This window comes from Capnocytophaga gingivalis ATCC 33624 (assembly GCF_000174755.1).
Lineage (GTDB): Bacteria > Bacteroidota > Bacteroidia > Flavobacteriales > Flavobacteriaceae > Capnocytophaga > Capnocytophaga gingivalis.
This window is the reverse complement of the sequence record NZ_ACLQ01000012.1, coordinates 1-25324: the sequence shown is the minus strand read 5'-3', so window position 1 is coordinate 25324 and position 25324 is coordinate 1. Positions and strand designations below refer to the sequence as shown.

Annotated in this window: 18 protein-coding genes; 11 read left to right on the top strand and 7 right to left on the bottom strand. The window is 39.5% G+C overall.

Annotated elements, in window-relative coordinates; all coding sequences use genetic code 11:
* The 3 genes from CAPGI0001_RS04370 to CAPGI0001_RS04360 form a co-directional block, all read left to right on the top strand.
* On the top strand, positions 1 to 538 hold a 538-nt coding region (locus tag CAPGI0001_RS04370), incomplete at its 5' end, for a DNA cytosine methyltransferase (protein WP_040359632.1).
* Positions 535 to 2193 carry an AAA family ATPase gene (locus CAPGI0001_RS12735; RefSeq protein WP_002667071.1) on the top strand — a complete coding sequence of 553 codons (1659 nt, stop codon included), beginning with the start codon at positions 535 to 537 and terminating at the stop codon, positions 2191 to 2193. The genes CAPGI0001_RS04370 and CAPGI0001_RS12735, both read left to right, overlap by 4 nt.
* A 3-nt stretch (positions 2194 to 2196) precedes the next feature.
* Positions 2197 to 4431, top strand: a complete 2235-nt coding sequence (locus tag CAPGI0001_RS04360) for an LlaJI family restriction endonuclease (RefSeq protein ID WP_002667078.1) — start codon at positions 2197 to 2199, stop codon at positions 4429 to 4431.
* Positions 4432 to 4444: 13 nt separating this feature from the next.
* Here the strand turns inward: CAPGI0001_RS04360 and CAPGI0001_RS04355 are convergent, their stop codons facing one another.
* The 4 genes from CAPGI0001_RS04355 to CAPGI0001_RS04340 form a co-directional block, all read right to left on the bottom strand.
* Positions 4445 to 4783, bottom strand: coding sequence for a hypothetical protein (locus CAPGI0001_RS04355; RefSeq protein WP_002667082.1), 339 nt, complete (start codon positions 4781 to 4783; stop codon positions 4445 to 4447).
* A gap of 6 nt (positions 4784 to 4789) precedes the next feature.
* Positions 4790 to 7207 carry a bifunctional aspartate kinase/homoserine dehydrogenase I gene (gene thrA / locus CAPGI0001_RS04350; RefSeq protein WP_002667091.1) on the bottom strand — a complete coding sequence of 806 codons (2418 nt, stop codon included), beginning with the start codon at positions 7205 to 7207 and terminating at the stop codon, positions 4790 to 4792.
* Positions 7208 to 7544: 337 nt separating this feature from the next.
* Positions 7545 to 8369: a carboxypeptidase-like regulatory domain-containing protein gene (locus CAPGI0001_RS04345; protein ID WP_002667077.1), complete on the bottom strand. Its 825-nt coding sequence runs from the start codon at positions 8367 to 8369 to the stop codon at positions 7545 to 7547.
* 356 nt (positions 8370 to 8725) lie between these two features.
* Positions 8726 to 9793, bottom strand: coding sequence for a porin family protein (locus tag CAPGI0001_RS04340; RefSeq protein ID WP_002667095.1), 1068 nt, complete (start codon positions 9791 to 9793; stop codon positions 8726 to 8728).
* 665 nt (positions 9794 to 10458) lie between these two features.
* Here CAPGI0001_RS04340 and CAPGI0001_RS04335 point away from each other — a divergent pair.
* The 6 genes from CAPGI0001_RS04335 (at position 10459) to CAPGI0001_RS04310 (ending at position 16638) form a co-directional block, all read left to right on the top strand.
* Positions 10459 to 11145 carry an LOG family protein gene (locus CAPGI0001_RS04335; protein ID WP_002667099.1) on the top strand — a complete coding sequence of 229 codons (687 nt, stop codon included), beginning with the start codon at positions 10459 to 10461 and terminating at the stop codon, positions 11143 to 11145.
* 535 nt (positions 11146 to 11680) lie between these two features.
* Complete coding sequence (locus CAPGI0001_RS04330) at positions 11681 to 11893, top strand: DUF6140 family protein (protein ID WP_002667092.1); 213 nt, start codon at positions 11681 to 11683, stop codon at positions 11891 to 11893.
* A gap of 65 nt (positions 11894 to 11958) precedes the next feature.
* Positions 11959 to 12606: a tellurite resistance TerB family protein gene (locus CAPGI0001_RS04325; protein WP_002667102.1), complete on the top strand. Its 648-nt coding sequence runs from the start codon at positions 11959 to 11961 to the stop codon at positions 12604 to 12606.
* Between the two features lie 12 nt (positions 12607 to 12618).
* Positions 12619 to 13731, top strand: coding sequence for a hypothetical protein (locus CAPGI0001_RS04320; protein ID WP_002667075.1), 1113 nt, complete (start codon positions 12619 to 12621; stop codon positions 13729 to 13731).
* Positions 13709 to 14521 carry a hypothetical protein gene (locus tag CAPGI0001_RS04315; RefSeq protein WP_002667085.1) on the top strand — a complete coding sequence of 271 codons (813 nt, stop codon included), beginning with the start codon at positions 13709 to 13711 and terminating at the stop codon, positions 14519 to 14521. Before CAPGI0001_RS04320 ends, CAPGI0001_RS04315 begins: the two co-directional genes overlap by 23 nt.
* A 188-nt stretch (positions 14522 to 14709) precedes the next feature.
* Positions 14710 to 16638 (top strand): P-loop NTPase fold protein, encoded by a 1929-nt coding sequence (locus CAPGI0001_RS04310; protein WP_002667104.1) that lies wholly within the window; start codon positions 14710 to 14712, stop codon positions 16636 to 16638.
* 239 nt (positions 16639 to 16877) lie between these two features.
* On the opposite strand, the gene CAPGI0001_RS04305 is transcribed toward CAPGI0001_RS04310, so the two are convergent.
* The 3 genes from CAPGI0001_RS04305 to CAPGI0001_RS04295 form a co-directional block, all read right to left on the bottom strand.
* Entirely contained in the window at positions 16878 to 19121 is a 2244-nt protein-coding gene (locus CAPGI0001_RS04305) for an FUSC family protein (RefSeq protein ID WP_002667073.1), read from the bottom strand.
* Between the two features lie 465 nt (positions 19122 to 19586).
* Positions 19587 to 20462 carry a nucleoside phosphorylase gene (locus tag CAPGI0001_RS04300; protein WP_002667088.1) on the bottom strand — a complete coding sequence of 292 codons (876 nt, stop codon included), beginning with the start codon at positions 20460 to 20462 and terminating at the stop codon, positions 19587 to 19589.
* 124 nt (positions 20463 to 20586) lie between these two features.
* On the bottom strand, positions 20587 to 21606 hold the full coding sequence (locus CAPGI0001_RS04295; RefSeq protein ID WP_002667084.1) for an N-acetylmuramoyl-L-alanine amidase family protein: 1020 nt from the start codon (positions 21604 to 21606) through the stop codon (positions 20587 to 20589).
* A gap of 177 nt (positions 21607 to 21783) precedes the next feature.
* Here CAPGI0001_RS04295 and CAPGI0001_RS04290 point away from each other — a divergent pair, with 177 nt between their 5' ends.
* Together CAPGI0001_RS04290 and CAPGI0001_RS04285 are read left to right on the top strand one after the other, a co-directional pair.
* Positions 21784 to 24516 (top strand): putative LPS assembly protein LptD, encoded by a 2733-nt coding sequence (locus CAPGI0001_RS04290; protein ID WP_002667106.1) that lies wholly within the window; start codon positions 21784 to 21786, stop codon positions 24514 to 24516.
* A gap of 137 nt (positions 24517 to 24653) precedes the next feature.
* Positions 24654 to 25034, top strand: coding sequence for a RidA family protein (locus CAPGI0001_RS04285; RefSeq protein WP_002667097.1), 381 nt, complete (start codon positions 24654 to 24656; stop codon positions 25032 to 25034).
* Positions 25035 to 25324: the final 290 nt, after the last annotated feature.

Here is a 25324-nt window from a genome sequence, read left to right as displayed (position 1 = left end):
TCTTAACTCAAAAGATTATGGCATCGCCCAAAACAGGGAGCGCCTATGGATGTTCGCTCAATTAGGAGGTCTCCCTCAAAATTTTTGCATGACTCCTCCCCCCATAGAATCTCACAAACGATTAGCTGATTTTTTAGATCCTGATGGATATGTTCCTAAAGCTATGTATCTTTCTGAGGCTCAAATCGAACATCTAAAGATCAAACATAACATCCCTCATTTCAATGTTGATAGACCTTTATGTTTGGATATCTACAACAAAAAAATAAAATATGATGGTTATTCCATAACTATCACTCAGCCTGAACACAATAGTCTCCGAATAATAGAATCTCATAAAGATAAAGAAGTCGTAAGAAAAATGTCTGTTACAGAACAATTTCGTCTTATGGGATTAGAAGGGTTACAAGGTGTAGGCCGCAAAGTAGATATAGACTTTGCTGGACAATCCTATAGCCAACTATCAAAACGTGCTGGTAATGGTTGGGATGTTAATTTAGTTACTATTCTATTAGAACACATATTCAAACAATTATGAATTTAAATTTATCTTCTTTATCATTTAATCTCAACATTGAAGGTGGTGGAGGTACGCCTGCTTGGGGTACAGAATTAGGTCAAGGAGCAGAATATAAGTTTTCTGATAACTTGCAAGATTTTTTAACAGCAATGCTATATAAATCAGTATCCAATATTAACGATGTCAAATGTCCTTTAGGAAAAGGAGGACATCAGGAAGGAGGATATGATTTCATTGTTGCAAGTATTTTTGATAAGGTGTTTGTCAATGGTGTGAGAATTCAAGGAGCGAGAATGCTTCTACTAATTGTTCGTAAGATAGAAGGGAACTTTCATGTAGGGCGTATGAGTCTTAAGTATAATCCTAAAATGACCTATCAAGGAAAATTCATAAATGAAGATTGCTATAGACTAATTTCAATACATTTAGGATTGGAAGCTAATAATGGCGCTTGGTTTGCTGGAAAAATGTATACTTTACATCAAGATGAATTACATCTTACAGTATATATTGGAGATACTAAGCCTTTGATTTTCTCTAATAGCGCTGAGAGGAAGAGATTCTATCTAGAAAAAATGAAGGATACTCTTTCTTCAAAAAGTGAAGTAAGAAAAGAACAAGAAGAATTTTTACCTTCTCATCAAATCATCTATTATGGTGCTCCTGGCACTGGCAAATCATATAAAATAAAAGAATATTTAGAATCTCAACAAGTATCTAAAGAAAATATTTTCCGCACTACCTTCCATCCAGATAGTGATTATGCTACTTTTGTTGGTACCTATAAGCCTACTATGGTGGAACAATATCGCTATACTGATAATGGGACTAAAGTAAAATATACAGAAGATGATAACTTAGCATGTGCCCAAAAAAGTGATCCTATTATAGATAAGAGCATAGAATACTCCTTTGTCCCTCAAGTATTCTTAAATGCCTATATACGTGCCTATCAAACACAAGAGAATGTCTATCTTGTGATTGAGGAAATTAATCGTGGTAATTGTGCTCAGATATTCGGGGATTTGTTCCAGCTCTTAGATAGAAATGCTGAGGGTAAATCAGACTACACTATTAAGGCTGACACTGATCTTAGAGCTTACTTAGAAAATATATTAGGAAGTGATAATGAGGGTATAAAGGATGGAGAACTTTGCCTGCCCTCGAACCTTTATATTTTTGCCACCATGAATACCAGCGACCAAAGTCTATTCCCTATTGATAGTGCTTTCAAACGCAGGTGGGATTGGGAATACGAACCTATCAAATATAAAAACCAAGATTGGAGTATTATTGTTGGCTCTAAACAATATTCATGGGTATCTTTCCAAAAGATTGTAAATGAAAGAATTTTTGACTCCATTCATAGTGAGGATAAGATGCTTGGTGACTATTTCGTCAATCCACATAATGGAATCATCACAGAACAAATATTGCTAAATAAAGTACTTTTCTATCTTTGGAATGATGTATGCAAAGAAGGAGAAGGGGAAATCTTCAAAACAAGTGAAACAGAAGAGGTGTCTTTCTCTGATTTATATGGTCAAGAAGGACAACAGAGAATTATCCAAATGATGGAATATCTTGGCGTCAACCCCTTTTCTACAGAAGAAAACAAGAATATATCCTTTACAGATAGTAATATAGTGCCTGAAAATGAAGAAAAAGAGTAGCGTATGTTGTTATTTATAGAAGGATACCCTTATACCCTTAATCACAAAGTAAAAACTAACTTAAGTATCAAGGATATACTTGAAGGAATTGTATCTTTTCCTAAAATGGAAAAGATACAATCCTTTGACTATGTAGGATATTGCTACTCTAAGAAAGCCAAGGATGTAGTATTCTTTCTACCAAAGGTAATCCTAACAGGAGATATAGATAAAGATAATCAAGCAGATACTATTTTTGGGGCTTCTCCTTTGGAAATCATTGATTTTGAAGGACAATACATCAAAGAAAAATTCACAGAAGAAGGTTGTAAAGAGTACAAAGATTTTCTCTCCAATCTTTCTATTTGGATTTATCGTACTATCAGTGTATATCAGAAGAATCATAATGATAATATACTTGAAAGCAGAGAACACCAAAAAGAGAGTAGCGGTAGAAAACAGAAACACAATACACTATTAGATGTTATTATAGCACTAAGAGACTTCAATAAGAACAACCAAGACTATTTTACCTTTATTGCCAAGAATCTACATTCGGGGCAGAATAAAATACAATGGACAAAAACCATCACTCACTCTCAAGCTATTATCCAAAAAGGGAAACCTTTCTATACCTCTCCAATCAACAAAAAGAAAGTGATAAACTTTGATGAGGAACTACTAATCATTTATTTCTCGATCCTCAATTACATAAGACAGACACATGGGTTCTCCTTTAAAATCAACATACAATATCCACTAATAAACCCTGATAAGTTACAAAGATTATATATTGGAAAAAATATGGGTTGCAGAAAATTAAAGCAACTCAAATACAAATATTTTAGCGATAAAGCACTACATATCTGGGACTTATGTTATGCCTTTTTTGATAGGGAGTATAAAATAGCTATGAACCAATTTGAAACAGATTATCTATTAACCAAGGATTTTGCTCATATTTTTGAAGTAATGATAGATACGCTGGTTGGGGGAAATGACAAAAGAAACTTACCTAAAGAACTATTAGAGCAAAAAGATGGAAAATTAGTGGATCACATGTTTATTGGTCATGGATTAATAGAGCAATCTGACCTTACTGAAGAACTTACCTATTATATAGGGGACAGTAAGTATTATAAACGTACAAAAAATGATACTATCCACTTAGGAGATAATTCCATCTACAAACAATATACCTATGCCAAGAATGTGATACAATGGAATATGAACTTATTCTTGGATGGAGACACTAAAGGACAACCCCAACTACGTGACACGCTGACAGAGGGATATAACCCTATCCCCAACTTCTTCATCAGTGCAAGAATACCTAACAAACGAAATGGCGGTGAAAAATTCTTGTCTTTTGACGAAGGAAAACTCAATAGTCAAGAAAGTGGAATACAACTTAATAGACAATATGAAAACCGATTGTTTGACCGAGATACTCTTTTGTTATGTCATTATGATGTCAATTTTCTTTTTATAGTCTCTCTGTATGGGCGAGATAACAAGAGCCAACAATCAAAATGGAGAGCCTATGTCCGAGATGAATTTAGAACAAGGATACAAGCAACTTTGAATACTCTTTATGATTTTTATATTATTCAGCCACGTAAGGGAATGGATTGCTACCAATATATCAAAGATAATTTTCATCTGCTAAATGGGAAGCTATATCGCCCTCGTGCCAATAGTAATTACCTTATAGTAGCACTGATGAAAGAAGAAAACAAAGACTTCTGGAACAAACTCAAAATCCGTACTGAGGTGATAGAGAATGAAATCAAGGACAACAAGTCTTTACTTAATAGCCTACAAAGCCATTTCCATATAAGCCCTTCGTTTAACCTTAATACAGATATTGATATTCCACAAATAGATGCTATTGGGACTCTTAGCCCTCCTCTTAAACAAAAGAGAAATGTACTCACTGGGTTAGTACGGAAAACTGATGATAATTTTGAAATATTTGTAAATCATCAGGCAACTTCCTATATTATGGAAAAAATCCCTACTATCATCAATCTAATGAATATAGAATATTTCCTCCCTATGATTGCAGGAAATATTGATGGGTATTACAAAGTTGAAAAAGTCTATTTCCTTTTCCCTAAAGATAATGAAATTCCTAATCTAAAGCTCAAACTTTCTACTTATATTCCTCTTGGTGATAAAAAGATACAAATCTATCGTATAAAAATGCAACCAGGAGAGTTAATCTCTGAGGAAGATATGAAAAGATTATATGAATAGCCCCAGAGACCTCTTAGTCATCAAAGAGGTCTCTTTCTATTTCTTCCATTTCGATAATGTCCAAGGCTTCCTGTAGGGTAGGGCAGGCTACTATTTCCTCAGGGAAGGTATCAGGGTCATAGGAAGGGATCACCACTACGAAGGAGTGTTCTGTCTCGCTGCGGAACATCTCAGAGAGGTAGAAGAGCGCATCGAGCTGCTCCTCGTCCAGCTCGGTCAGTGCCGAGAGATCAATGATGATATGGCAGGGCTTCAGGGTGGGATCCTTTAGCAGTACATTGGCTGTATCCAAGCTAATTTCGTCAGCCTCAAGACGAATGGTAGCGATAAGGTCTTTTTTGTGAATATGCATGGTAAACTATTTATTTCCTATTATACGTAAAATATCTCCAAAAACCCCCCGAGCAGTGACAGCGGCACCGGCTCCGGCTCCCTGGATCACAATAGGGTTTTCGCCGTAGGACTCGGTGTAAATCTCGAAAATGGAGTCAGCACCCTTGACCTGTCCTAAGGCGCTGGTTACGGGTACCGATACGAGCTTGACCTCCAAGCGGGCGGTGGCCGTCTGGGAGAGGTCGCCATGGAGGTCGCCTACATAGCGTAGAACCGTGCCCTGAGGTGCTTTGTCCTTGATCTCTTGATAGATAGGGTCAAACTCTTTGAGACGGCTGAGAAACTCCTCACGGCTACCCTCACGTAGAGCAGGAGGGATTAGGTTCTCTATGGAGACCTCCTCGAACTCGTTTTCCAAATCCAATTCGCGAGCCAGAATCAATAGCTTACGCCCTACGTCGTTTCCACAGAGGTCTTCGCGTGGGTCAGGTTCGGTATAGCCACTGTCAATAGCCTTTTGGAGAATCTCACTGAAGGGAGCATCGCTGGCCGAATAGGTATTGAAAAGGAAGCTCAGTGTACCGGAGAAGATTCCCCTGATACGGGTGATATTCTCTCCTGAGTGGTGTAGTAGCTTGATGGTATCAATGAGCGGTAAGCCAGCTCCTACATTGGTTTCGTAGAGGTATTGTTTCTTATACTGAGTGAGGGTCTCTCTGAGTTTTTTATAGAAAGGATAGCCGATGGTATTGGCTATTTTGTTAGCCGAGACAAGGTCAAAACCATTCTCTACCAAGGGAAGGTAGTTCTCGACAAAGGCCTTGCTGGCAGTGACATCTATAGCGATAAGGTTCTCCAAATGGTGCTGCTGTACCTGAGCGATCAGCTCGCTTATCTGGTAAGGAACCTTGAGTGTATCGAAGGCGGTGTAGTCCGCAGGGGATATTCCTTTGTGATTGAACACCACCTCTTTTGAGTTGGCTATAGCAACGATCTGCAAGTTAATATTTCTACGCTTGAGGATATCGGCACGAGCCTGGAAAATCTGTTCGATAAGCGTTCCCCCTACCGTACCACGACCGAAGATCACCAAGTTGATACGTTTGGAGATTTGGAAGATTTCCCCATGTATCACATTGACTGCTTTGGGAAGGTCTTTCTTATGGATCACCACGCTGACATTGCGTCCTGTGGCGGAATTGTTGATCAATAGCGGGATTATCTGGTTGCGAATGAGCGCATTGTAAGGTTTGTCAAAATCGGCCAAGTTCTGTCCTACGATGGAGACCACCCCTACCTCTTCTACGAGGCTCACCCCGCTGACATCATGGCTATATACATCCGATTCGAACTCTTTTTCTAAGGCTTGCTTTGCCTTGTGAGCATCCTTATTGGTTACCAAGAATCCAATTCCACGCTCGGAGGAACCCTGGGAGATGATACTCACACTGATCTGAGCCTGTGCCAAGGCACGGAAGATACGCGCATCTACCCCTACTTCCCCTAAGAGCCCGCGCCCCTCGAGGATAACCAAGGCATAGTTCTCCAATACAGAGATGGCACGGATTCCACCTATGCTGTCCTGAGCCTCACAGATGAGAGTGCCAGCGTCATTGGGCTTGAAGGTATTGAGGATACGCAAAGGGATTTTCTTTTCCAAGAGAGGGATAATCGTCTTGGCATGAAGGATAGAGGTGCCGAAATTGGCCAACTCATTGGCCTCTTCGAAGGAAAGGCGCTCGATAATCTTGGCATCGGCCACCAGCTCAGGATTGGCGGTGAAGATACCATCTACATGAGTGTAGTTCTGAAGCTCTTCCGCATTGAGAATATTGGCTAAGATAGAGGCAGAGTAGTTGCTTCCATTGCGCCCCAGAGTGGTAGTTTGCCCCAGTTCGTTGGCAGCGATAAAGCCCGTTACAATAGGAGTTGTTCCTTTGGGGAATTGGGCAAAGTAGTCCAAGGTACGCCTGTGAGAGGCTTCTTCCTGAAGTTGTGCATTGCCAAAGAGGCTATTGGTCACGTAGAACTGACGGCTATCGGCAAAGGCAGCCTGTATTCCGCGCTTTCTAAGTAAGTGAGCGACATACTTGGCCGAGAGGACTTCCCCCTGAGCCAAGGTGTTGTCCTTGATCTTATCATTGTAATCCCCAAGGAGAGAGACCCCATCGAAGATGCGCTGTAGGACAGAAAACTCCTCAGAGAAGTCAATATCCTCCCCCGCGAGCTGATATTGCTTGAAAGCGCTGAAATCGTCCGAGATGTCCTCCCCACCAGCGGCACGCTCCAGCATGGACTCCAATTGGTCTGTGGCCTTGTCACGGGCAGAGACCACTACGGAGATTTCCTGTCCTTGTTTTACCTTGTCAATGATAATAGAAAGTACTGTTTCTAAGCCCTTTCCATTGGCGAGGGATTTCCCTCCAAACTTGAGAACCTTCATGATAATGATTAATGATTAGTGACAAATCGAGTGCGCAAAGATACAAATTTTCTTTTATTTACTAATGAAAAAAGAAATATTTTTTAAATAAGAAAAAGAAATTAGTTTTTAGTTGGTTCTAAAATAAAAATTATAGGGTTGTATAAAGGTGGAATAGAAGGATTATAGATATTAATTCCAAGGCTGTCCGAAAAGCCTTATTCTTGAAGGGCGATTTGCAAATCGCCCCTACAGCAGAACCTAAAAACAACTGATTTTCAATGGAATAAAATTTGAAAATAATGTTTTGGATAGCCTCCTACAAATCAGTGCCAACGCGCGGATCATTAACCATTAATCATTGATCATTAACCATTATATAATCGTATCCTTTGATAGAGAAAGGAATCCCTAAATGCTTGTTCAGAGGGCGTATCTTGCCATCGGCAAAGCGGATATAGCAGGTATTGACCGTGGCAGGGAAGATAAGCCTGTCATAGTCCTTGCCGCGCATTTCGACAAACTGCACCCCTATCCATACCTCGCCCTTGGGGGCAAAGACGGAGAGCTTGCGGGTGAAAGTCTGCGGTTGGGGACTGGGAAATACCTCTATATAAATAGGTTCCCTAAGCAAGGGTGTAAAGGCCTTATGCTCTCGATCTGTCTGGTAGACCACTACACGTAGTACAGCCATATAGAAGTCACTTCGGTCTATATCTATACTTAGCTCTGTAAGGCGTGCATCGTGCTTGAGAGACAGAAAATCTCCTATCTCCGCATTGAGATACTTGCGATTGCTGGTAGGCTCAAAGCCATCCTTCATCTCGCCATAGAGCTTGAAGACAATAGGCATCCCCTTGCCCCTAAGGGTGTAGTATTTAGGTTTTTGCAAGGTAAAAGAAGCCTCGGGGAGCTTGATGTCAGTCTCTTCTAAGATAATTTTCTTTTCTATATCCTTGGCTAAAAGCACTTTACGCTTATAGCTCAAGTGTGAAAAGTAAATACTATCTGTCGGAGCTGCTTCAAGCCTTTCCAAGGTGAACTCTCCTTGCTCGTTGGTAATAAGTCCTTTGGAAGTTCCTACTATGCCTATATTGACATATTCTACAGGGGTGCCCTTGGAGGAAAGCACCTGTTGTTGTGCCCATAAGGGCAAGGTAAAGAGGAGAAAGAAAAAACGCATAAACTAATGATTAATGAACAATGATTAATGGTTAATGGTTAATGAACAATGATTAATGAATAATGAATAACTCAAGTTTTGTAAGTTATATAAGTTACTGATTTTCAAAACCTCCCCCTAACCCCCTCCAAGAGGGGGAATTAGTAAGTGTTAGAAATTCAATAAGTTATGGAAGGAAATATTTTTCATATTGACTAACAAATTTAGCTTTTTAAACGAATTTAAACTCCCTCTTTGGAGGGGGAGGGGGAGGTTGTTTTACATGTTATTGATTATTATTTTGTTACAAATAAAAATATGGCCTAAAGATAGCTTTCGAAACTTAGATAAATAATGATTATAGGCATTAATCATTATTATCGTCCTGCTCGTATGCCTATCATAAAAGGATATTCGCCTTTGCTATTACCAGTAAAGAGAGGGGCAAGGCTATAGCGGAAGTAGAGGCTCCATTCCTTGACTCCTATATGAGCTGAGAGGCCATAAGTCCATCGGTTGGTGTGTAAGTCCTCCCGAATGAGAGTCTTATAGGTATTTCCTCCTCGCTTGGCATTCACTTTCTGATTGGCATCCAAGAGAATCCCCACAAAAGCCCCTACGCCAAGGTACAGATGCTCATGTGTCTGGAAATAGGAGATATTTCTATGCATTCCCTCCTTGGAGAAATCCCATTCCAGATCTATGGGAAGGAGCAGGTAGTGCGTGCGGAACTTAGACTTGGTCAGCTCGCTGCCATAGGGGACTAAGAGGGTGTTGCCCGCCTGGTGCTGGTAGTAGAGTCCATCACGTATCTTAAAGCTCTGATACAGCCAAGAGAGTCCAAGGTTCAGGTGCAGCAGGTTGTCGTTTTTTCTTAGGCGGTAGTTGGTATAGATCCCCAACTCAAAGGACTTAGAGCCCAGAGGGCTCAGGCGCTTATTTCCGAAATGCCCAGCTGAGTGTAGGTTCAGTATCCCCAGAGCTAGATAAGGCGAGAAGATATCCCCCCTATTCATATAGCGGCGTAGGTAAGTGTTGGCTTCCTGTCGTTGTGCTAAGGAATCCACCTGAGCCATAGTTTTCTCATAGGGGAGGTGGGGGTTTAAGGAATCGGCAGGCATCAGAAGGCTGTCCGCAGGAAAGGACTGTAACTCCTTGTCCAATTGGTCTCTGAGGGACTGTGCTTGCGTGTAGAGTAGCTGCTGGGTGCGCCGCTTGGCACGTTGCTTGAAGTCCTTTTTCATCTGTTCGGCTTCGTCCTTGGATATTTTCCCTTGTTCCAAGAGATCTTCTACTGAGCCTAACTGCTTGAACAAATGTGCTTTTTGAGTAGCTATGATAGAGTCCACCGCATACTTGCTCTGTAGGATTTGTCTCTCCAAGGAGTTCTGTGACCAAAGGGGGATACTTCCCAAAAGAAGGAAAGCAAAGAAAAAACTTTTCATAATGGTTAATGGTTAATGGTTAATGGTTAATGGTTAATGGTTAATGGTTAATGGTTAATGGTTAATGGTTAATGGTTAATGGTTAATGGTTAATGGTTAATGGTTAATGGTTAATGGTTAATGGTTAATGGTTAATGTAGTAAATAGGTTGCAAAGTTAATTATTTTTTATTAAATTTCCTATTTTTTGAATAGGAATTTTATACTATGGTTGTTAATTTTGTGTTTTTGTAAAAACACTGCTGTAGAATACTTGAGAAGTGAGAGAAGGGTTATTTTTCTTTTTTGCTGAAAATCCCATCTCTTGTAGGCTTGTACTCTACAGAAGTCTAAAAGGTTGAGGGTAAAAAAACTTGGGGAAAATGTTTGACTTCTACTTTTAAAAATCGTATCTTTGCAAGGTCATTTATTAATGAATTAAACCTTAATTTTATAACCTATGAAATCCTTTTTAAGAAAAGACGCTAGGAGCTTTTACTTTGTATTCTGTCTGCTCTTTTTCGTCGCCGTTGTTATTTATTATTTAGTAAGAGAAGAGAAAACCTCCTTGCTAAATACGATTCTCTTACTCTCTGTTGCGCTACTGAATGTGTGTTCGGCAGGTTATTCCCTCTATGATGTGAGGAAAAGAGAAAGCATCACTCATTAAATATTGATTATTAAAATATGGTAAAAAAACGACAATTTGAAGAGATTCAGCTAAAGCAACATGATTCTTGGGGGATCTTTAAGATCATGAGTGAGTTTGTCACAGGCTATGAGCGCCTTTCGGAGATAGGTCCCTGTGTATCGGTGTTCGGGTCAGCACGTATTCAGCCTGATAGTAAGTACTACAACTTGGCCACCGAGATTGCCGGACGCATTGTTGAGATGGGCTTTGGTATCATCACCGGAGGCGGGCCAGGGATCATGGAAGCGGCTAACAAGGGCGCCCACCAGCAGGAAGGATCTTCGGTGGGAATCAATATAGAACTCCCCTTTGAACAACATGACAACCCCTATGTGGACAGAGATAAGAACCTAAGGTTCAACTACTTTTTTGCTCGTAAGGTCATGTTCGTCCGCTACTCTCAAGCCTTTGTAGTCTTTCCAGGAGGCTTTGGCACCATGGATGAGCTATTTGAAGCGATTACTCTGATACAGACTACCAAGATAGAACCCTTTCCGATCATCTTGGTTGGCACGGAGTTCTGGAGTGGCTTGGTAGCATGGATCAAGGAAGTGCTCTTGGACAAGTTTGGCAATATCTCCGCCAAGGATATGGACATCTTCAAGATTGTAGATACTGCGGATGAAGTAGAAGAAATCATTGAGAAATTCTACCTAAAGTATAGCCTGAAACCTAAGTTTTAAGTGTATAGGGGAATCCTAACACTCTAAGGGGCTGTGAATTCCTATACTCCTCAAAAGAGATAACTGATAACTGAACTCGGTTGTAATTTGACTGAGTTCAGTTTTATTTTTTGCAGTTGAGAGGAAAGTAAAAAAATATTTAAGAGGTGGTCATAGTTTGACCGAGTTGCTTCTTACTTTTGTCGTCAGAAAAAGATAAGAAAAAAGTAGAAAAATAAATATAAATTATCTTTGTATATTAATAAAATTTTACTATCTTTGTGATCTGTAATGATAAAAATGTTAAGATGGAAAATATTTGCAAAATGGTCGTAGTTTGACCGGTTCACTCTCTAATTTTGCCTCAAGAAAGAGAGAAAACGCAAAAATAATTACAAGGTGGTCGCAGTTTGACCGAGTTGATTTATAATTTTGCCGTAAAATAAGGAGGGGGAAGAATGAAATTTGTAAATATTTATAGAGACCTGTGTGTCGAAAAACAGCAAGAACTATTTGTAGAATAACTATTAACCATTGAAAATTAATCATTAAAGTTATGGCCTTATATCAAGTAACTGTAAGTAAGACGGTAGCCTCCAATGGTATCCGTTTAGAACCAGGGATGCAAGTTGTGATCCCTACTCAGACCACCACCAACCCCGTTTCTGTAAATGGAGGTAAAGACGTAATCGCTGCCTTCCAGCGTGTATTCGGTATCGATATCAGTAGTATCTTCCATACTTTGGGAGCGGTGCTGAAAGTGGGGTAGTTTAAGTTTTTTAGAGTTACAATTAATTAAATGATTAAAATATTAACCTTATAAATTAAAAAGAGATGGATTTATTTAAAGTTTTATCACAATTGTTTGAATTATCTCAAACAAATGCAGGAAAAAATTTTACTTCCAATGCTTTGAAAACAGTAACAGAGATTGCTAAAAACAAGACAGTACAGAAGGTGGTCTTGGCTGGAGGTGGTCTTGCTGCAGGAGTTGTTGCCTATAAAGCAGGAGAAAATAAAGGAACAAAGGAAGGACATGAAAAAGGGTTTAATGAAGGCTATACAAAGGGGGGAGAAGATACTAAGCAGAAGTTACAAAATGTTCTATCAATGGTTCGTTCACGAGATGAATTTATGTTGTTAGCTGTCAAAATAGCTGTTCACATAGCAAAATGTGATGGAGATTTTTCTTTTGAGGAAAACAGTGAAATAGATAGATACATAGGCCAACTAAATTCCTCTCCTATTGTTCCTCAGATTATAAAGAATAGAATTTGGGAGATAAAGAATAACAATCTAAGTTTTGATGAGTTAGTTACTGAAACAAAATCTTTTCTACGCCAATATTGTGATGTTCAAAATCAAAATGAGGTTGTTCTTTGTATCCATGACCTAATTATTAATATGATTTATGCAGATGGGAAAGTACATCCTGCAGAAGAAGCGTTTCTGGCAAGATGGCAAGAGATATTTCCTATATAAATTATAGAGACTATGGATAATTCATTAGATGCTTTATATGATATTTCTCTAAGTACAGAAGATAGAGAAAGAGCTTGGCAAGAGAACAGACAATTATCACAACAAGTATTGTCAGAGTATGAACTTGATGAGGTTGAACAATGTATCGTTTTGGCAACAGGTCTCTTGGCAGGAATTGTGGATGCTTTCTTTGTAACTGATGCACGATTGTTACTTGAATCAGAAAGTAATGCTATACGTGACGCTAACGGTAAGTCAATACATGTTACAGGTAGCGGTTATATTAATAGATTTGTGGATAAAAGGATTAGAAACTTCTACACAATAGAGGAAACTAAGGAGTTAGAAAAAAGATTCAAAGTCCCATATGATCCTTCTACAAATCAGAAGTTATCAATAGAAGTTTCAGGACTACACCCAAAAACGCATAGACTTAATTCTTTTGGGCATGATCCAATCTTAGGATTCTATTATGGGGTTAAAGATATTTTGAATGGGACTTTTACCGCTATTAATGATGCAGGAGAGATCATTGTTCAAGCAAGACCTAACGCTAATACTTCTATCACTTTGTTTGAAGCTATAGCTATTCAGTTTGGTCACCTACGTTCTGATTTATCAACAAAAGCAGGATTGCCTATGCCTTTTATGGGGCAATTAATGCGTTTAAAAGGAGATATGCCTAAGATACTAATGTCAATGTACGAAAAGGGCTATAACTTTAGTCATTTCATAGCAATGGGAATCCCTTGTCTAATCATTGAGGTTATTATAAGGGTATCTTATTTTGCCTATAGTCTTTACAAAGGGAAAACATTTGCAGAGTCTATACCTATTAATAAGCCAAAAGTAGATAAAATGCTTTTCTACAGCTATCTTATCACAAGTGGTTGTAATGGAGTTAAAGTGGCTGGAACAAGGAATATATTTGCCTTTAACCCTAATTTATGGGCTATGACTCTACGCTATGGTATTTCAGAATTTAAGCGTTGGATAACGAATGAAAAGGAAAGAAAACGCCATGAATATGTGATGAATATTTATCAAAATAGGATAAAAGAATTAGATATAGAAATTGAAAATCATTTAAAATTTTATGGATATGACACAAGAACAAATATATAAAGAAGATGAATGTATGAAAGAGGAAGAATGGAATGATATAGATAAGAAAATCTATAAATTTGATCAATATTATTGTGCTTTTCTAGATATATTAGGCTATAAAGAAAAGTTGAATCAGTTCTTCCAAAACAAATATAATTTATATGAACGATTTAAAAGAGCAATGAGCTCAGCTGGAGCAAAAATTGGTAAAGAATATCCTAGTGGTATTAATACGTATGCTTTTTCGGATAGTATCATAATAACAGCTCCTCAAAAAGAGAATAACTTAATTCTTTTAATTGATTATGTTTCTGCAATCGTAGCTTATTTTAGTTATGAAGGATTATTTATAAGAGGGGGAATTTCATCAGGAAAGTTGATGGAAGATAGGGAAATACCTTTCTTGGCATCAGAAGGATTGGTGAAAGCTTATGAGCTAGAAAAACAAGCCATATATCCTATGATTGTTGTAGATAACGAACTGATACAAAATAACTTAGATCCTAACAGCCCAACATTAAAAAAGTATATTATAAAGAATGGAAATAGATATATAGTTAATCATGTAAGGTATATTATTAATGAAAGTGCAAATAATGAACAAGAAGCGGCTAAAGAATTGGATGAAATGATAAGAACTAAGAATAATATCAAAGATCCAAAAGTTAAAGAAAAACATAACTGGTTGATTAATTATTATTTATGGTTTATAGAAGAGAGTAATAAAAAGTTCTCTAAATTTAATCAGAGTCTCTTTTCAACATTCCAAAAAGAAAGAGATCCTCGTTTTATGTTTAGTGAAATATGAAGTCGTGTTAAACGGACTCTTAAAACTATTGTAGGCTTACTACATGGTAAGCCTACAACTTTTAAAATTCTCTTTTTCTTATGGAAAAATGAGAAATTTAGCATTTTTAAATTCTCTATGGAGCTGATATTATAGCCAACAAAGATAGAGAAACTTAAAGTGGTTATGAAAAACTTATAAATTGTTCCTTGTCATTTCTCTTTGGAAGAAAGAAACCTAACCTCAATATAGATAAAGACGAACCTATGCAAAAAATTATCAATGTAGTTAAGGACTACCTCACACGAGAAACCAATAATGCCCTCCTCATCACCGGTCAGTGGGGCGTAGGAAAAACCTATTTCTTTAATAATACTCTAAGTGAAAAAATAAAAGAGATAAAAATTAAAGGAAAAACAAATAGTAACTACACTCCTATCAGAGTTTCCCTATTCGGAGTCGCCAATATAGACGACATAGGCAGAAGAATTTTTACCGAGTTATTTCCTCGCCTAGAAAAAGGAACTAAAATAGGAAAAGGAATCGCTAAACTCCTTTTAAGCATTCCTATAACAAAAGCCTTTATCCCTGAAAAAATTCCTGAATTAATTAGCGAATTTGAAGCTGATAATGAAACTAAAAATAATATAATCAACTCAATGACAAACCGCATTGTCATTTGTTTTGACGACTTAGAAAGAGCCAGCAAAGATTTCCCTATAGAAAACCTAATAGGCTATATCAACAATCTCACCGAAAATTATGATCTAAAAGCACTTATCATAGGCAATACGGATGAAATAGAAAGTGAGACGTTCAAGAAAATAAAAGAAAAACTCATAGGAGTAGAAATAGAATTTGATAACGATATAAAGAGCATTTTTGATGATATTGTCAAAAAAAAGTTTCACCAAGATGAGTCTAACAGGAATACATACCAGAAGTTTCTAGAAAAAGAAAAAGATTTTATATGCAGTTTTTTCAGCAAAGACTACAAAAACATACGTACCCTCCTCATAGTCTTAGAATGCTACAAACACATTTATTCAGCCATAACAGGACTTACCTCTGAACATTTAGAACAATATAAAGATGACTTGATAAAAAACACCCTACTGTTTACAATCGCAACAACTATCGAGTTCAAAAAAGGAAAAATCTCAAAAGAAGACAAAGAAACAATGAGTAATGAAATATGGGCTACTCTAAATTTCACTAAAAACGAAGGAGAAGACCTTTTTGCAGAACCTCAAGAAAATGAAAACATCAATCCCAATATACTACAAAAAAAATACTATGAGCAGAATAATTATAAATACTATGAAACAATATTTGATTATATAGTAGGTATAGATACTTTTATAGAGAAAAATTTTACCACAGAAGTAAAGGGAAAATATGGCATATCTCAAAAAGAAAACCTCTCAGAATGCTACAAAGCACTCAATGATATCAGTACCGAAGTCATCTTCAAAATTTCAAATCAAGAATACAAAAAACGACTAAAAAATGTTCTACAATACGTAGATAAAGGCGAGTATGAATTAGATAGCTACTTAGGCGTCTACAATCATATCATAAAATATGAAGACCCTCTAAAAATAGGAAAAGAAAATCTAAAAAAAAGGATTATCAAAGGAATAAAAAAAGGTAAAAATAATCTTCAATACAACCAAGAACTAACACAAATGTCCCAATATCTCCATTTTCCTAACAGTATGGACGAATATGCAAGAGAAATATTACAGTTTTGCCTTACTATCAACGAAGAAAAAAAACGTGAAACACATAAAAACGAGAGTGCTGTTTTAGAAAAATTATTGGAAGCCAATAAGTTTGAAGAGTTCAAAAAAGCAGCTATCGAAAAAGCAACACTCCCCATTTTTGCATATATCGAAAGTAAACTCATCTTTGATTTCTACGACAAGAACATCCCCCTAAGAGAAGATATAGCCAGCTTCATAAAAGAAAGAGTAATAACAAATGCCCCTCTTGCTGTATTAAAATTAGAAAAAAATTTTTACATACAATTACAACAATCCATTCAGAAAAAAGCAAGCCAATTAAAATCAGGCCCCGAATGGGCTGTCTATAGCAAGTTTAACGAACTACTCAAAAGTATTACCAATCATTTATAAAAATTATAAGAAAAAAGTTTTCGTATATTTGTTTTTACCTTGATATTTTAATAGGAGAATTTAGTATATAATATTGCCTACTTAAAAAAATAATTGTACCTTTTTCCCGTGAAAATGCAACAGATTATCCCACAGTGTCCTTTTACACAAGCAGTAAAACAGGCACTTAAAAAGTGAACTATAAGCCTCTTCCTTTTTGCGAAGAGGATTTTTGGCATTTGTGCATTAATCATGGTTCTTTAATCCGTAACAATGGTATTAATCATTTTCTCAATATTCTCTGTCAGTTCTCTTAGGTAGTTGAGTTGTTCGGTGTAGAAGAGCATCTCTTGGGGGCGGATGGTGGCTAAGGGATTGTCAGTGGGAGGAGTTTTGCCTTGCTGGGCGAAGAGTTCCAGAGTTGCTTGGCGTATTTCTTGGAATACCTTGGGATCAAAGGGGCGTATCTCCTCGTCGAGCTTGCCGTCCAAGAGGGCTACACAGTGCTGGAGCTTGTGCTGTATCTCCTGTATGGCACGGACGAAAAGGTCTTTGATGATAGGGGAGGGGTGCTCACTTAGCTGCGTACTCAGGGTGGCCACACAGGAGAGGAAATCCTGCTGGAGTACCTGTATCTCATTGCGCTGGGTGTAGTTCTTCTGTTGGGACTTGGGTTCTTGTAACATACGTTGCAAGCCTGCATTTAGGTTGGCCAAGGCCAAGAAAGCCTTTTTGCGGGCTACCTTGTACTCGGTGGTGATTTCTGGATGCTCTGCTCGCTTGATGAGCTCATTGGTATAGCCTAAATTGGCTCTTAAGCTCTTTACTATCAGTAGGTTGTAGTTCTTGTGTTCCCATGAGGGGAAGAGCAAGTAGTTGGCACTTACCGAAAGGACAAAGGCGATTAGGGTATCCACCACACGGTATTGTACTACGCTCATCGCATCAGGGACGAAAAGAGCATAAGCCAAGACGATGTATAGGGTAAGGAAAATAGCACTCATGCTAAAGTTCTCCTGTAATAGCCCGTAGCCAAAAGGCATACTCATAAGAATCGCTGCCCCATAGATATATTTATAAACTTCATAGTCCAAATGTAGTACAAATTGGCATACATATACTAAGACAAACGCAAAGCCTGCTCCTATGAGGGTACCCAAGGCTCTGTCCTTGGAGCGCTTGAGTGTAAGGCCATACCCAGGGCGCATGATCACATATACAGTAAAGAGAATCCAATGGGGGTTCTGTACTTCAAAGGCGCTCCCTATCAGGTAACCAATGACGGTAACGATGGCAAGGCGAAGGGCATGCCGGAAGAAGGAGGACTGGAAAGAAAAGTGGTCTGCCAAGCGCTTGATGGAGTAGTTGTCCGCGCTGACAAAGCGGCGGAAACTCTTTTCGTCGCGGAAGCTCACCTCTTGGGTATAATAGTTGTTGAATATCTGTTGTACGTTGTAGATATTCTGTGTTTGCTTGCTTAGATAAAGGTACATTTTCTCCAAAAGCATCTGTTCTTCAGAGAAAGAACCTTCCTGACTGATGCTGAGATAGGTCTGCTTGAAGAGTAATTGTTTTTCTAAGAGACTTTTGAGGCTGATGTCATAGGTGCCTTTTTTTCTTTCCCCAATATACTCAGCCATCTTAAGGAGTATTTGGGATAGTTCCTCTAAGAAATGGGTGTATTGATCCAAGAAACCGGCATTTTTAGTAGCGTATTTGTCTACTTTTTCATAAGGAATCGGGTTGGCAATGGCCAGTTCGAAGATGTCCACCATCTCGATAAAGATAAGGAACTGTCGTTGTAGGTAGTTTGTTTTGCCCGACTTGGATCGAGAGTCCAAGAGGACAGCCCGTAGTTTCTCGTATTCTTCATTGAGGGAGGACTGCAGGGAGAGGAGCAGCTGCTTGTTGGCGGAGCGGTGTTCGGTGTCGCGGATCAGTAGGGCGCGTATCTGTAAGTATTTGGCGGTAAGGGTCATACATTTTGCCAAGAGCTGTTCGCTGTATTGGCGTGGGCGTATCCACATCAGTATGCGTACTAAGAAGATATACCAAGCCCCTGCCATGAATATATACAAGGCATTGTATAGGATATCGATGCCCTTCTGGGGGCGCACCAAGGCCAAGGTAAGGGTGAAAATCCCCGCAATGGAGACCATGGCCGCACGCGCTCCATAGAGGGAGATATAAGCATAACCAAAGGTGAGCAATGCCATCAGGGAGAGGAGCTGCCAGAGGTGTCCGTAAGCATGAGCAAAATTGACCGTTACGGAACTGATAGCTACGAAAAGGGTCGCAATGACAATCCCTCCCAAGTGGTGCTTGCGGTTGCCTGGGATGTCACTGGGGGCAATCATAATGATTGTAGTGGCTGCTGTAAGTCCCGCCGAGACATTGCCAAAGATCCACCCCGCTATGGCGCAGGAGAGGATCGCAAAGGACTTAAGTACGCCAATAACAAAGGCATAACTCTTGAGAAATTCGGAAAAATCAAGTCGTTTCATCTGTGGTATCAGTTCTAAGTGCAAAAGTACAACATCTTGGGCAAAGATAAAAGATATTTTTTATTTACCAGAGCCTATGGGCGCATTTCTTGTAGCTCGTATTGGCAATAAGGAGAAAATGCAATGTATTCTCTCTGTGGAAATGTATGAGTTTCTCTTGCTATATTTATTTGCAACAAATTGTATATCAGTAAATTAAAATATTTATTTAAAATAATTAAAAATAATGTTTGTTTATTTGGAAAAAAGTTATATCTTTGCACTGTTGTTGTTTGGATGTAAAAATCCGTCTGTAAGGAATGTTTTTAGTATTTCATTTCCATTACGTGTTCTAATGAGTAAGTTCTTTTTTAGTGTTTTTATATCAGTTGTTTTAACCTCATTAGAAACCCAGTTAGTTTTAAGTAAAAATCCTCACCATAGCATGGTGAGGATTTTTTGTGATTATAGTTCTTTGCTCACTATCTACTCTTTGCAGATGATTGGCAGGGCATATTGTATCAATTTTTCTACGGCTTTACCTGGATCCGCGCTGAAGGTACCCGCAGGTCGGTTGGCGATGATAGCATTCATCGAAAGCGCTTGATGGCCTAAGAGCTTGCTCAGTCCATAGATAGCGGCGGTTTCCATCTCCATATTGGTTACTTTGTAGCCATTGAAAGCATAGGATTCCAATTTTTCGTTGAGATGTTCATCCTGAGGGATCAAGCGAAGTCGGCGTCCCTGAGGGCCATAGAATCCAGGTGCGGTGGCGGTGATGCCCTTGAACACCTCAGGAGAGTAGAGCTTTTCGAGGAGGGCTTCCGACCCTTGTACGATACAGGGGTGTCCCTTGTCCATATTCCATTGGGTATGAGCGATAAAGGCATCTTCCATAGCTTTTTCGCGTACCTTAGGACTATCCTTGTAGGAGTGTAGGAGGTTGTCCATGCCCAAGCCATAAGCGGAGAGAACGATACTATCCACAGGTATATCGGCTTGTAGGCTACCGGAGGTGCCTAAGCGAACGAATGTCAAGGGAGTGTGTTCTTCCTTGGGTACTCTTCGCTCTAAGTCAATGTTGAAAAGAGCGTCTAATTCATTCAGGACAATATCAATGTTATCAGGGCCTATTCCGGTGGAGACTACCGAGAGGCGCTTGCCGTGGTAGTAACCTGTGTGAGTGACAAATTCTCGCTTGTGAGCGGTAAATTCTACTTTGTCAAAATGAGCGCTGACCACAGGTACGCGCTGTGGGTCTCCTACGAGAATAATAGTAGGAGCGATGTTCTCTTTCTGTATATTGAGGTGGTAGATACGCCCCTCCCCAGAGAGAATAAGTTCAGAATTTTGTATTTTCATTTTCTAAGAATTATAGGGTTTTAGAGTTACAGGGGTTCAGCTGTCTGTCAGGCTGATTTCTGCAAAGATACGATTTTAAGAGGGAATAACCAAATAAATTCAGTGAACAGTGAACAGAGAACAGCTATTGTACATTTCTCTTGCCATTGGTAGAAAAAGAGACGATAAAGGCATCGGTGAATCCCTTTTTCTTAGCGATTTGTAAGAGTTCGTCTATTTTTTTAAGATCTGTTTCCTTGCCATAATAGTAGCGGAAGGCGTTGCCTACTTTTTCCTTGAGGATCGGGCTGAGTCCCTTGAAGTTGGAAGGCGTAGCGGCCAAGTCCTTGTTGCTGGTGGCTATCTGTACCCTATAGATAAGATCATTGGTGGCATTCTCAGGGCTGAGTTGGTTTCTGTTCTTGAGCCAATAGCGGTAGTTCTTGATAGCCTTGGCAATGGCCTCAGCTACTTGTTTCTGTCCTTGGGCAGAGTATAGGTAATCACGCTCTTCGGCATTGCTTAAAAAGCCTGTTTCTATCAGTACCGAGGGCATATAGGTTTGGTGTAGGACAATGAATCCGGCTTGCTTGACCCCGCGATCGCGGTGTACAGGATTCTCGGCCAAGGAGGATTGTATGCGCTTGGCCGCTTGTATGCTCTGTTCGAGGAATTCCTCCTGCATGATGGAAAGGCCTATGAAGGATTCAGGCGAGTTGATATCGTACCCTGCATAGCGCTCCTTATAGTCCTTTTCCAAGTAGATTACCTGGTTCTCCCCCTTGGCTACTTCGAAGTTCAGGTCGTTGGCATGTAGTCCCAATACATAGGATTCCGACCCATGGGCATCCTTGCTGGGAGAGGAGTTGCAGTGAATGGAGATGAACAAGTCAGCCTTGGCCTTATTGGCAATAGCTCCACGCTCATAGAGCTCAATGAAGCGGTCATCCTTACGTGTGTAGGTAACCTTGAACAAAGGATCTTTTTCCAGTTCCTTTCCCACTAGTAGGGTGATATTCAGGGCTATCTCTTTTTCAAATATTTTCTTATGTACCTTTCCAGGGTCTTTTCCTCCATGCCCCGCATCTAAAACCACCTTGAAACGCTCGGTCTGAGCAGAGACAGAGAGAGAAAAAAGTAAAAAAATATAATAAAAATATTTCATCAATTCTAAAATTTCTTTAAAAACATTCACAAACTTCGTTTATCGCTTTTAGGATACAAAAAATATCCGTAAGTTTGACCTCTGAAAATAAAGAGTTTACCTGTTGCTTAAATCTTTGATTTTCAAAATGCAAAGGTAAAAAAAAATGTTGAACTATTACATAGGCTTGCTTATATTTTGCATATTTACAAAAAATATACCATTCTCATAGGGGTTATCGCCTGTTTTGTAGGACTTTCGGCTCAGCGACCGCGGGAGCTCAAAGTTCCGCAACGTGAGCGTATAGAGGCTTTTCTGAAGGATACCCTTGTCAAGGGCAAAGATTCCCTAAAGAGCGCTTCATCTCGAGCCAAGGGGAAAGACCTTCTTACCAAGAGTAAAGATACCCTTGGTAAGGGCAAAGATACCTTAGCACAGCTCAAGGATTCCCTACCTAAGAAACCCGCTATGCTTACCGATGTGGTGCGCTATCATGCCAAGGATTGTGTGGTGATCAGCAAGCCCTTGAGCAAAATTACCCTCTATGACCAGACACAGATTACCTATGAGGATACTGACCTGAAGGCAGGGATTAGTGTAATCGATTACCAAAAGAGAGAAGCCTATGCAGGGCGTATCAAGGATAGTGTGGGGGAGCTGGTACAAGCACCTGTCTTCAAGCAAGCACAACAAGTGATAGAACCCGATTCGATTCGCTTTAACTATGTGACTAAGAAGGCAATTATCCGCAATGCCTATACCATACAGGACGAGAATAAGATACGAGCTCAGATTATCAAAAAAGAGAATGACTCTACATACTTCTTGAAGGAGGGGATGATCACCACCGCGGAAGACCTTTCAGATCCAGATTACTATATCCGCCTGCGCAAAGCAAAGTTTGTTCCTAAGAAGAAAATCGTTGCGGGCTTTAGCAATATGTATATCTCGGATGTACCTACCCCTATAGCATTGCCTTTTGCCTACTATCCTATGGTGGATTCTCGTACCTCAGGGCTGTTGTTTCCTACTTTTGGACAGGTCAATGACAGGGGGTACTACTTGCAGAATGGAGGGTATTACTTTGTTATCTCAGATTATTTTGATCTGGCACTTACTGGGGATTACTATACCAATGGGAGTTACGGATTGCGTGGAGCCTCTACCTATCGCAAGCGCTATAAATATTCGGGCAATTTTGGGGTACGCTACGAGAACCTGATCTATAGCCAAAGGGGATTCCCTGATTATAGCCGCAACTCTATCTACAACATACAGTGGTCACATTCTCAGGATAGCAAGGCCAGCCCACTCTCTACTTTCTCCGCTTCGGTGAACTTGGGGAGCTCGACCTATTACCGTAATTCCTATAACCAACAGAACTCGGCTAACTTTCTGAACAACACCCTATCCTCGTCCATCTCATACTCGCGTACATTCCCTTCGTATCCTTCTGTGAATCTGTCGCTTACGGCATCTCACTCGCAGAATACCAATACCCAGAGTATCCAGATGACCCTACCGGCGATGCGGGTGAGCATGGAGCGTATCTATCCGTTTGCTAAGGAAGGAACGCCTAAGAAGGGGATGATAAAGAATATCAACTTCAACTATAGCTTACAGGGGGATAATAGGTACGATACTTCTGATAGGGATTTCTTTTCTAAAAAGATGTTCGATAAGGGGCAAACAGGTTTCCGTCATAGCATTCCTATCTCAACTAACTTTAAGATTCTCAAGTTTGTCAGTATGTCCTTGAATACTTCCTTGGATGAAGTGTGGCAGTTCAAGACGGTTAAGTATCACGATTATGATGAGCTCACGGGCAAGATACGCAAGGATACTATTAATGGTTTTTCTCGCTATATGACCTATAACTTTGGGACGAGCTTAGGGACAACCATCTATGGGACTTTCAATTTTGGTAAGGATAAGAAAATACAGGCTATACGCCATGTGATGCGTCCTTCGGTGAGTTATGGATATACACCTTCGTTTGACAATTATTACAACTATTATATAGCCGATGCTTTTGGTACCAAGCGTGATTATAGCCGTTTTGAGGGAGGACTCTATGGAGCTCCTGGGCGCAATGAGTCCAGCTCGATGAGCTTCTCACTGAGCAATACCTTTGAGGCAAAAGTACGTAATCGCGAGCAGGATTCTATAGATGGTAAGCCAAAGAAGGTGATGCTGCTCAATAGTCTGAACTTCTCTTCAGGCTATGACTTAGTGACTAAGCGTTTTTCTCCGCTGAATATGACAGGCGGTACCCAGTTCTTCGACAATAAGCTCGGGCTGAACTTTGGTGCAACCATGAACCCCTATGCTATCGATGCCAATGGGGTACAGATGGAGAAGTTCAATATCAATAACGGAGGAAGTCTCTTTAGGCTTACCAATGCGAATATGACCCTGAATTATTCTTTCTCCAGTAAAAACTTTAAGAAAGGAAAAAATGCGGACAATACCCAGTCGGGAGGTCGTTCGGATGATCTTTTCGGTTCGGCGATGAATACCGATCTGAGTAAACCTATGAAGGAAGATGACCCCAACGATAAGGAGAAGGAGGAGAAACAACGCCTTTACTATGCGTCTATGCCATGGGATATCACCTTGGCATACTCGCTTTCGTATTCGAACACCAACCGAAATCCTATGATTTCGACCAATTCGCTGATGGTATCAGGAAATATAGACCTCACCCCAAAGATGCGGGTAGGGGCGTCCTCTGGATATGATTTCAAGGAGAAAGGGGTAACTTATACCCAGCTACGTTTTGAGCGAGATCTGAACAGCTTTAGGATGTCCTTTAGCATTTCGCCCTTTGGAGATCGTAACTCTTGGTACTTCTTCATAGGAATTAAGGCTTCTATGCTTTCCGACCTCAAGTGGGAGAAGAACAAGTCGCCAGATAGAGTACTTAATTAATGATCAATGAATAATGATCAATGAATAATGATTAATGAATAATGATCAATGATCAATGATCAATGAATAATGAATAATAATTAATAATTGACAATTGATAATTAATAATTGTTAAAAATCTATAATACTTATAAAATATGAAAAGAGTTATTCTTTCTTCTAAGGCTCCTGCACCTATAGGGCCTTACAGCCAAGCCATAGAGGCAAATGGCACTCTGTATGTATCTGGACAGATTCCTATCAACCCTGCCACAGGCGAGGTGGTGGCTGGAGGAATAGAACCACAGACACAACAGGTGATGAAAAACATTAAAGCTATTCTGGAAGAAGCAGGGTATAGCTTTGACCAAGTAGTGAAGACAACCATCCTCTTGGACGATTTGGCCAACTTCAATACGGTCAATACGCTCTATGGGGAGTACTTCCCTGGAGAAGGCGCTCCTGCTCGTGAGACCTACCAAGTGGCTAAGCTTCCTAAAGGAGTCGCTGTGGAAATCTCATGCATAGCAGTGAAATAATGATTAAATAATTAATGAGGCTGTCCGAAAAGCTTTTTGGATAACCTTTATCTAAAAAAATAGAGGCTACCTAGATAAAAAGTAGCCTCATTTTTTTTGTGTTTTACCATAAATTTTGTAATTTTGTGGGTGAGAAAAAACACTATAGCAAAGTTACAATTTAAAAATGAGCCTAGTAATAGCCCAGAGCTATTTCGTAAAAATATTTTTGATAGGATTCCTCAAGGCCATCTTGTAAGGCTTGTTAAGAAAGTAGTAGAAGGATTGAATATCAATCATATATTAAAGCA

Coding starts and splice junctions, on each gene's coding strand:
- CAPGI0001_RS04315 (WP_002667085.1), top strand. CDS start 13,709: ATGACACAAGAACAAATATATAAAGAAGATGAATGTATGAAAGAGGAA.
- CAPGI0001_RS12735 (WP_002667071.1), top strand. CDS start 535: ATGAATTTAAATTTATCTTCTTTATCATTTAATCTCAACATTGAAGGT.
- CAPGI0001_RS04325 (WP_002667102.1), top strand. CDS start 11,959: ATGGATTTATTTAAAGTTTTATCACAATTGTTTGAATTATCTCAAACA.
- CAPGI0001_RS04295 (WP_002667084.1), bottom strand. CDS start 21,606: ATGAAATATTTTTATTATATTTTTTTACTTTTTTCTCTCTCTGTCTCT.
- CAPGI0001_RS04320 (WP_002667075.1), top strand. CDS start 12,619: ATGGATAATTCATTAGATGCTTTATATGATATTTCTCTAAGTACAGAA.
- CAPGI0001_RS04340 (WP_002667095.1), bottom strand. CDS start 9,793: ATGAAAAGTTTTTTCTTTGCTTTCCTTCTTTTGGGAAGTATCCCCCTT.
- CAPGI0001_RS04355 (WP_002667082.1), bottom strand. CDS start 4,783: ATGCATATTCACAAAAAAGACCTTATCGCTACCATTCGTCTTGAGGCT.
- CAPGI0001_RS04335 (WP_002667099.1), top strand. CDS start 10,459: ATGGTAAAAAAACGACAATTTGAAGAGATTCAGCTAAAGCAACATGAT.
- CAPGI0001_RS04285 (WP_002667097.1), top strand. CDS start 24,654: ATGAAAAGAGTTATTCTTTCTTCTAAGGCTCCTGCACCTATAGGGCCT.
- CAPGI0001_RS04300 (WP_002667088.1), bottom strand. CDS start 20,462: ATGAAAATACAAAATTCTGAACTTATTCTCTCTGGGGAGGGGCGTATC.
- CAPGI0001_RS04360 (WP_002667078.1), top strand. CDS start 2,197: ATGTTGTTATTTATAGAAGGATACCCTTATACCCTTAATCACAAAGTA.
- thrA (WP_002667091.1), bottom strand. CDS start 7,207: ATGAAGGTTCTCAAGTTTGGAGGGAAATCCCTCGCCAATGGAAAGGGC.
- CAPGI0001_RS04305 (WP_002667073.1), bottom strand. CDS start 19,121: ATGAAACGACTTGATTTTTCCGAATTTCTCAAGAGTTATGCCTTTGTT.
- CAPGI0001_RS04330 (WP_002667092.1), top strand. CDS start 11,681: ATGGCCTTATATCAAGTAACTGTAAGTAAGACGGTAGCCTCCAATGGT.
- CAPGI0001_RS04345 (WP_002667077.1), bottom strand. CDS start 8,369: ATGCGTTTTTTCTTTCTCCTCTTTACCTTGCCCTTATGGGCACAACAA.